This is a genomic window from Acinetobacter sp. ACZLY 512, from assembly GCF_023614015.1.
Classification (GTDB): Bacteria; Pseudomonadota; Gammaproteobacteria; order Pseudomonadales; family Moraxellaceae; genus Acinetobacter; species Acinetobacter soli.
The window spans coordinates 154,132-160,832 of sequence record NZ_JAKIVI010000009.1; the positions used below are offsets into that span (position 1 = coordinate 154,132).

General features: G+C 42.7%; 6 protein-coding genes. 4 read left to right on the plus strand and 2 right to left on the minus strand.

From position 1 onward, the window contains the following. Positions 1-307: 307 nt before the first annotated feature. From ribF to L2096_RS11465, 4 genes are all read left to right on the plus strand, one after another. The gene (gene ribF / locus L2096_RS11450) at positions 308-1,309 is read left to right on the plus strand and encodes a riboflavin biosynthesis protein RibF (protein WP_104125137.1); all 1,002 of its coding nucleotides are present in this window, start codon (positions 308-310) and stop codon (positions 1,307-1,309) included. 64 nt (positions 1,310-1,373) lie between these two features. After that, positions 1,374-4,211 carry an isoleucine--tRNA ligase gene (ileS, locus tag L2096_RS11455; RefSeq protein WP_151815309.1) on the plus strand — a complete coding sequence of 946 codons (2,838 nt, stop codon included), beginning with the start codon at positions 1,374-1,376 and terminating at the stop codon, positions 4,209-4,211. Next, complete coding sequence (gene lspA / locus L2096_RS11460; RefSeq protein ID WP_004941885.1) at positions 4,204-4,743, plus strand: signal peptidase II; 540 nt, start codon at positions 4,204-4,206, stop codon at positions 4,741-4,743. The genes ileS and lspA overlap by 8 nt, the downstream gene beginning before the upstream one ends. Further along, entirely contained in the window at positions 4,736-5,218 is a 483-nt protein-coding gene (locus L2096_RS11465; protein ID WP_004941888.1) for an FKBP-type peptidyl-prolyl cis-trans isomerase, read from the plus strand. Before lspA ends, L2096_RS11465 begins: the two co-directional genes overlap by 8 nt. A gap of 255 nt (positions 5,219-5,473) precedes the next feature. Here L2096_RS11465 and L2096_RS11470 read toward each other — a convergent pair whose 3' ends face one another. Both L2096_RS11470 and L2096_RS11475 read right to left on the minus strand, forming a co-directional pair. Beyond that, the gene (locus tag L2096_RS11470; RefSeq protein WP_250365454.1) at positions 5,474-5,785 is read right to left on the minus strand and encodes an ankyrin repeat domain-containing protein; all 312 of its coding nucleotides are present in this window, start codon (positions 5,783-5,785) and stop codon (positions 5,474-5,476) included. An 11-nt stretch (positions 5,786-5,796) separates the two neighbouring features. Then, entirely contained in the window at positions 5,797-6,585 is a 789-nt protein-coding gene (locus L2096_RS11475) for a hypothetical protein (RefSeq protein WP_250365455.1), read from the minus strand. Positions 6,586-6,701 lie beyond the last annotated feature (116 nt).

Sequence of the window (6,701 nt, forward strand, 5' to 3'; positions counted from 1 at the left end):
CACTACACTGTTTGATGAAGGATCACCTATCCATCAGATCATAGAAATACGTATTTATCCTTTTTCATCACAAGCAGTATTGGATTATGTATATGCCGATGGGATCGATTCAGATTGACCCGATGCAGTGCGTATATTTATCATGAAAAACAGGAAAACTGATTAATGACTCATAAAAACATTAGAAATACTGATCTATAACAATAAAAAGAGAAAGTTTTCCTTTGCATAAAAACACAACAACAAGACGAATGCGTTAGATTATGGCAATATAAAGCCTCTGCAAAATTCTCAGTATTTAACGCTCATGAAGTTGCTTCGTCTTAACGCATTATCGCCAGATTTTCAGTTAGCTCCAACTGCGGTCACGATCGGCAATTTTGATGGTGTTCACTTGGGACACCAAGCGATGATTTCACAGCTTAAAGCATTGGCTCAGGCTGAGGGATTAAAAACGCTGGTCATGATTTTTGAGCCTCAACCGCTTGAATATTTTAAAGGCTACGATGCTCCACCACGTATCAGTTCTCTTCGCGAAAAAGTCGAATATTTGACTGAACTGGGTGTCGATTATATTGCGGTTGCTAAATTCGATCAGTTCTTTCGCAGCCTAAATGCCACCGAATTTGCAGATTTGCTCAAATTTAAACTCAATGCCCAGCATCTGGTCTTGGGGGACGATTTTCATTTTGGTAAAAACCGTCAAGGCAATAGCGAGTTTTTACGCGATTACGGCTTTGATGTGACCAACTTAAACACCATCAACTTTGAAGGTGACCGCGTCAGTTCCACCCGTATCCGTCAGGTTCTGGCCGAAGGAGATTTGGCACTGGCTGCGCAGCTTTTGGGGCGTCCGTATAGTATTATTGGTCGGGTTCAATATGGTGACCAGATTGGTCGTACCCTAAACTTTCCGACCATCAATGTTCGTCTTGGGCGCCATAAGCCTTGTTTAAGTGGCATTTATGCCGTAGACGTGGTCTGTGAAACCACCGCCTTAAATGAAAAAGTTCGTGCGCAAAATCCGGAGCAACCCGGCGTAGCTGGTTATCGAAGTGACAGCCTGTTTGGCGCAGGCCATGTAGGTACCCGTCCTGCCATTGCGCAAACTCATCCCGAATGGCGATTGGAAGTACACTTTCCACAAGTTTCTGCTAATCTGTATGGCTTATTGATGCGGGTGACGTTTTTGCACTATTTACATGGTGAACGACCTTACCCTTCGCTTGAAGCACTCAAGGCCGGCATTGACCAAGATGTTGAAGATTTGCTCGAATATCGTGAGCAACATTCACAACACCCTTTTTAATTTCGAATTTTTTGATAGTAAAACACGTCAGCGTTCGAGCTGATTGAACTGGAAGACGACTTGCATGAGCGATAAGCAAACTCCTGAAAATGCAGTGGATTACAAAGCCACGTTAAACCTGCCGGGCACCGAATTTGCAATGAAAGCAAACTTGGCCGTACGCGAAGTAAAATGGTTAGAAGAGTGGTACGCCGACAACATTTATCAGAAGATTCGTGAATCGCGTATTGGCAAGAAAAAATATGTATTACACGATGGCCCTCCGTATGCCAACGGTCAGATTCATTTGGGTCATGCAGTCAACAAGGTACTCAAAGACATCATTATTAAAAGCCGCGTGATGGACGGCTTTGATGCGCCGTATGTACCCGGCTGGGACTGCCACGGCTTGCCAATCGAACTTAAAGTTGAAGAAAAAGTCGGTAAAGTCGGCGTTAAAATCGATGCATCGAGCTTCCGTAAAGCCTGCCGTGACTACGCCATGAGTCAGGTCGACTTACAGCGTAAAGACTTTATCCGGATGGGCGTTTTTGGTGACTGGAACGATCCGTACCTGACCATGAACTTCAAACAAGAAGCTGATATTGTGCGTGCCTTGGGTGAAATTCAAAAAGCAGGCCATATCGAACCTGGTTTAAAACCTGTGAACTGGTGTATCGACTGTGGTTCTGCATTGGCAGAAGCTGAAGTGGAATACGAAGATAAAAAATCCGACGCCATTGACGTTGGTTTTGGCGTGGTCGATCTTCACGATCTGGCACAACGTGTCAATGCAGACGTCACCGCACCAACCGATATTGTGATCTGGACAACTACTCCATGGACATTACCTGCCAATCAGGCGGTTGCACTGAACGCCGAGATTGATTACCAACTGGTACAAGTTCAAGGCGAACGTGGTCTGCAAAACTTTATTCTGGCCAAAGATCTGGTCGAATCGGCGATTGAGCGTTACAAGCTTGAAAATCCAGTCGTGTTGGCAGACTTTAAAGGCGCAGCACTTGAGCATCTCAAGCTGCAACATCCATTACTGGTGGATCGTCAGGTTCCTGTGATCTTGGGCGAACACGTCATTGCCACGAGCGGTACGGGTGCAGTGCATACCGCGCCGGGCCACGGTGCAGACGACTACAAAGTTGGCTTGCAATACAACTTAAAAGTAGATAACCCAGTGGGTGGAAACGGGGTTTATTTACCAAGCGCACCTATTTTTGCCGGTGAGCACATCTACAAAGCCAATCCGCAAATCATTGAGGCATTGGGCAGTGTTGGACGCTTGTGGGCACATCAACCAATCAAACACAGCTATCCACATTGCTGGCGCCACAAAACACCAATCATTTTCCGTGCAACACCGCAATGGTTCATCAGTATGGACCAAAAAGGCTTACGTGACGGTGCAATGAATGCCATCGAAAATGAGATCAGTTTTGTACCTGATTGGGGTAAAAACCGTATTCAATCCATGATTGAAGGTCGTCCAGACTGGTGTATCTCACGTCAGCGTACATGGGGCGTTCCAATTCCATTCTTTGTACATAAAGATACCAATGAATTGCATCCGCGCACCGCTGAACTCATCGAAGAAGTTGCCAAACTGATCGAACAAGAAGGCATCGATGCATGGTACAACCGTGATGCCAAAGACTTCATTGGTGAAGATGCAGCGCACTACAATGCAGTCCGAGACACACTAGACGTCTGGTTTGACTCAGGTACAACACATTATGCGGTTTTGCGCCAGCGTGAAGAATTAACCGATCCGGCAGATTTGTACCTTGAAGGGTCTGACCAGCATCGTGGCTGGTTCCAGTCATCTCTGCTCACTTCTGTCGCGATTAATCAGCGTGCACCTTACAAAGGCTTACTGACGCACGGTTTCGTGGTCGATGAAAAAGGCCGTAAGATGTCGAAGTCTTTAGGCAATATCATTACCCCTCAAGACATCATCAAAGACATGGGTGCAGATGGCTTACGTTTCTGGATTGCGTCAAGTGATTACCGTTATGAGATGACCGCAGGTAAAGAAATTTTCAGCCGTGCCTCAGATGGTTATCGTCGTATTCGTAATACCTTGCGCTTCTTGCTGGCCAACCTCAATGGCTTCAAACCGTCTACAGATGCATTGCCTGTCGATCAATTGATTGCACTGGATCAATACATCTTGCAACGTGCTGCTGAGGTTCAAAAAACTATTCAGCAAGCTTACGAAGATATGAACTTCCATATCGTGTGCAGTGCATTGACTAACTTCTGTATCAATGACTTGGGTGGTTTCTATCTTGATATCATCAAAGATCGTCAGTACACCACCAAAGCAGACTCACAAGCGCGTCATTCTGCACAAACCGCTTTGTATCATTTGGTTCAGGCATTTGTACGCTGGATGGCACCAATCTTAAGCTTCACTGCACAAGAAGCATGGCCGTTAATTCCAGAGCAAAGCGAGCAATATGTCTTTACTACCGAGTGGTACGATATTCCTGTCGCAAGCAGTGCAAACTTGGTGTCTGAGGCCGACTGGCAAACATTAATTAACGTAAAATCAGCAATTAATAAGCAGATTGAAGCGGCACGTAACGCTAAGATCGTGGGAAGTAATCTTTCTGCCAAAGTTGAAATTTGGGCCAAAGATGACATTCAAAGCGTTTTAAACCAGTTGGGTGATGAACTCCGTTTTGTACTGATTACATCGCAAGTGCATGTTTATGCCTATGCAGAGCACGGTGAAGCGACAGAGCTTGATGGCCTACGTGTCAAAGTGACTGCGGCTGAAGGTGAAAAATGTGTGCGCTGCTGGCACGTACTTCCAGATGTCAATACACATGTAGATCACCCAGGTTTATGTGGTCGTTGTATTATTAACGTCACGGGCAGTGGCGAAGTGAGAAAATATGCCTAAGCTTCAAGCAAAAAAGGGCTTATTCCAGTTTTATCCTCATAACCTGATTTGGCTCGCACTTTCTGTGCTGGCCATTGTGGTGGATCAGTGGACCAAGTGGATTGCCAGCACCCATCTAAATTATGCAGATCCGGTGCCAGTTTTGCCCTTTTTAAACTGGACCTTACTGCATAATTATGGCGCAGCATTTAGCTTTCTGTCCGATGCAGGAGGCTGGCAGCACTATCTATTTACAGGTTTAGCAGGCATCGTATCCATCATTTTTGTGTTTTGGCTGATGCGCATGCCTAAACAGACCGTTGTGCTGCCTGCTGCGATTGCATTGATTTTGGGTGGTGCATTGGGCAATCTGATTGACCGTGTGACCTTAGGTTATGTGGTCGATTTTATCCATGTATTTTATCAAGATCACCACTTCCCCGCGTTTAATATTGCCGACAGTGCGATCACTCTGGGTACCATTTTATTGTTAATCGATACGTTCTTTCTAGAAAAGCAACGCATCCAACGTGCAGAAGCCAAACATGACTGAGATTATCCAGCCTAACGAAGAAATTCGTATTGAAGAAGGTGCAAAAGTCGATTTGCACTTTTCAGTGGCCATTGAAAATGGCGTTGAAATTGATAATACCCGCAGTCGTGAAGCGCCTGTTAGTCTTACCATTGGCGATGGCAACTTACTGCCAGGCTTCGAAAAAGCACTGTTTGGATTACGTGCTGGTGACCGCCGTACGGTACATTTACCACCAGAAGACGCTTTTGGTGAATGGAATCCAGAAAACATACAAAAGTTTGATACGGTCAAATTCGAGCAACGACCTATTGTCGGCCATATGATCGAGTTTGAAGATAAAGCGAAAGCCACCTTATTTGGTGTGGTGAAATCGGTCGACGACAGTATTACCGAAATCGACTTTAATCATCCACTTGCAGGAAAAAATATCACCTTTGAAGTTGAAATCTTTAAGGTAACACCTGCTGGCCAGCAAGGCATTAAACTGATGTAAATCAAAAGCACTCTTCGGAGTGCTTTTTTTATCACGTTGTCAGCAAAAGCCTACACGGATCATGGTGAATCACCCATGTTGTGATTAAGAATTTTTAACTAAGATACAAGACATAGAGAGACAGGAAGTCTCATTGAAAATAAAAATACACAGGACGTGGTCGTGAATAGGACATTAACGACACAATAATCGGAATACAAAGAACCCCTGTCAGGATGATAGGGGTTCTTTTTTGGCTGTTATTTTTATATATGGTTATAAATCTTTTAGGTACTGCACAATCTGTGTATTTTGTGCCATTTCTGCCAGTTCCAGTGCCGTATATTGGCCTTTAAAACTGATATCGGCACCTTTACTGACCAAAAGCTTTACAACATCCAGATGATCATTTTCAGCAGCAGCCTGAAGAGCACTGTAACCTTCTTCATCGCTCTGATTCGGATCGATACCGTCTGCGAGTAATTGCCTTACCCGCGCTGTATTACCAAGTGATGCCCAGTACACGAGTTCAGGTAGATTGATTTCGTCATCATCTTCCGGGAGTGGGGAGAAGGAATTGAGTTTCATAATAGATTCTTTTATTCTAATGGAAATTTTAGCTTGCCTTCTATAACAAATTTACTCATCGCCTTCATTCTGCGGTAATGAGCCATTAGTAATTTAGATACTTCTTCTTCGTCTCCAATTTTTTTATACATGTCATCTAGACTATCAAATCCAAGACCCTTTGCAAGTTCATCATTTAATTTACGAGTATGCTTTATATTTTCAGCATCAAGTTTCAATAAATTATTTTGCTTCTCTTTTCTTTTTCTTCCAAGTTCAAGATAGATATTATGTAATTTATTATAAGTTTCAGCTGTGGCAGTTAAACCTTTAATAAAAGCAGCAATACTCAAAGCTATTTTTATTGCTATTTCATAATTTAAAATTAACTCTATAAATCCGGGAGATGCATATGAAATAGCACGTACTTTAGGTCTTTCTTTATCGGGTACATGTCTAACAAATAAAGAGTAAATGTTTACATAAGTTAATCCATCACGAAGTTTATATTCATTTAACTCAGAAGCTAGAGTTACAGCTCTTAAATTATTTTTATTATTCTCAAGACAATATAAAAAAGCATAGTTTTGCAAATATAATCTTGAAAAATCATTTAGATTTTCTAATGACCATCTTTTATCTAAAAGCACTCTATAATTATCTGAGTCATACTTTTCAACCATCATGAAATACCCTTTTTGCCTGATATTTAAATTTCTAATTTTCTTATTATTTATAACAGAACTTTTTCTTAGAATTAATATATATCTACTTTTATTCTCTACTGTATTCAGAATTTCATCAAATTTTCTTCTTTCCAATAAATAAAGCCCCCTTAACGTATGTTAAGGGGGCTTAGTATTTAAAAGCTGGCGATGACTTACTCTCACATGGCTAACGCCACACTACCATCAGCGCGAAGAGGTTTCACTTCTGA

Coding starts and splice junctions, on each gene's coding strand:
- ribF (WP_104125137.1), top strand. CDS start 308: ATGAAGTTGCTTCGTCTTAACGCATTATCGCCAGATTTTCAGTTAGCT.
- ileS (WP_151815309.1), top strand. CDS start 1,374: ATGAGCGATAAGCAAACTCCTGAAAATGCAGTGGATTACAAAGCCACG.
- lspA (WP_004941885.1), top strand. CDS start 4,204: ATGCCTAAGCTTCAAGCAAAAAAGGGCTTATTCCAGTTTTATCCTCAT.
- L2096_RS11465 (WP_004941888.1), top strand. CDS start 4,736: ATGACTGAGATTATCCAGCCTAACGAAGAAATTCGTATTGAAGAAGGT.
- L2096_RS11470 (WP_250365454.1), bottom strand. CDS start 5,785: ATGAAACTCAATTCCTTCTCCCCACTCCCGGAAGATGATGACGAAATC.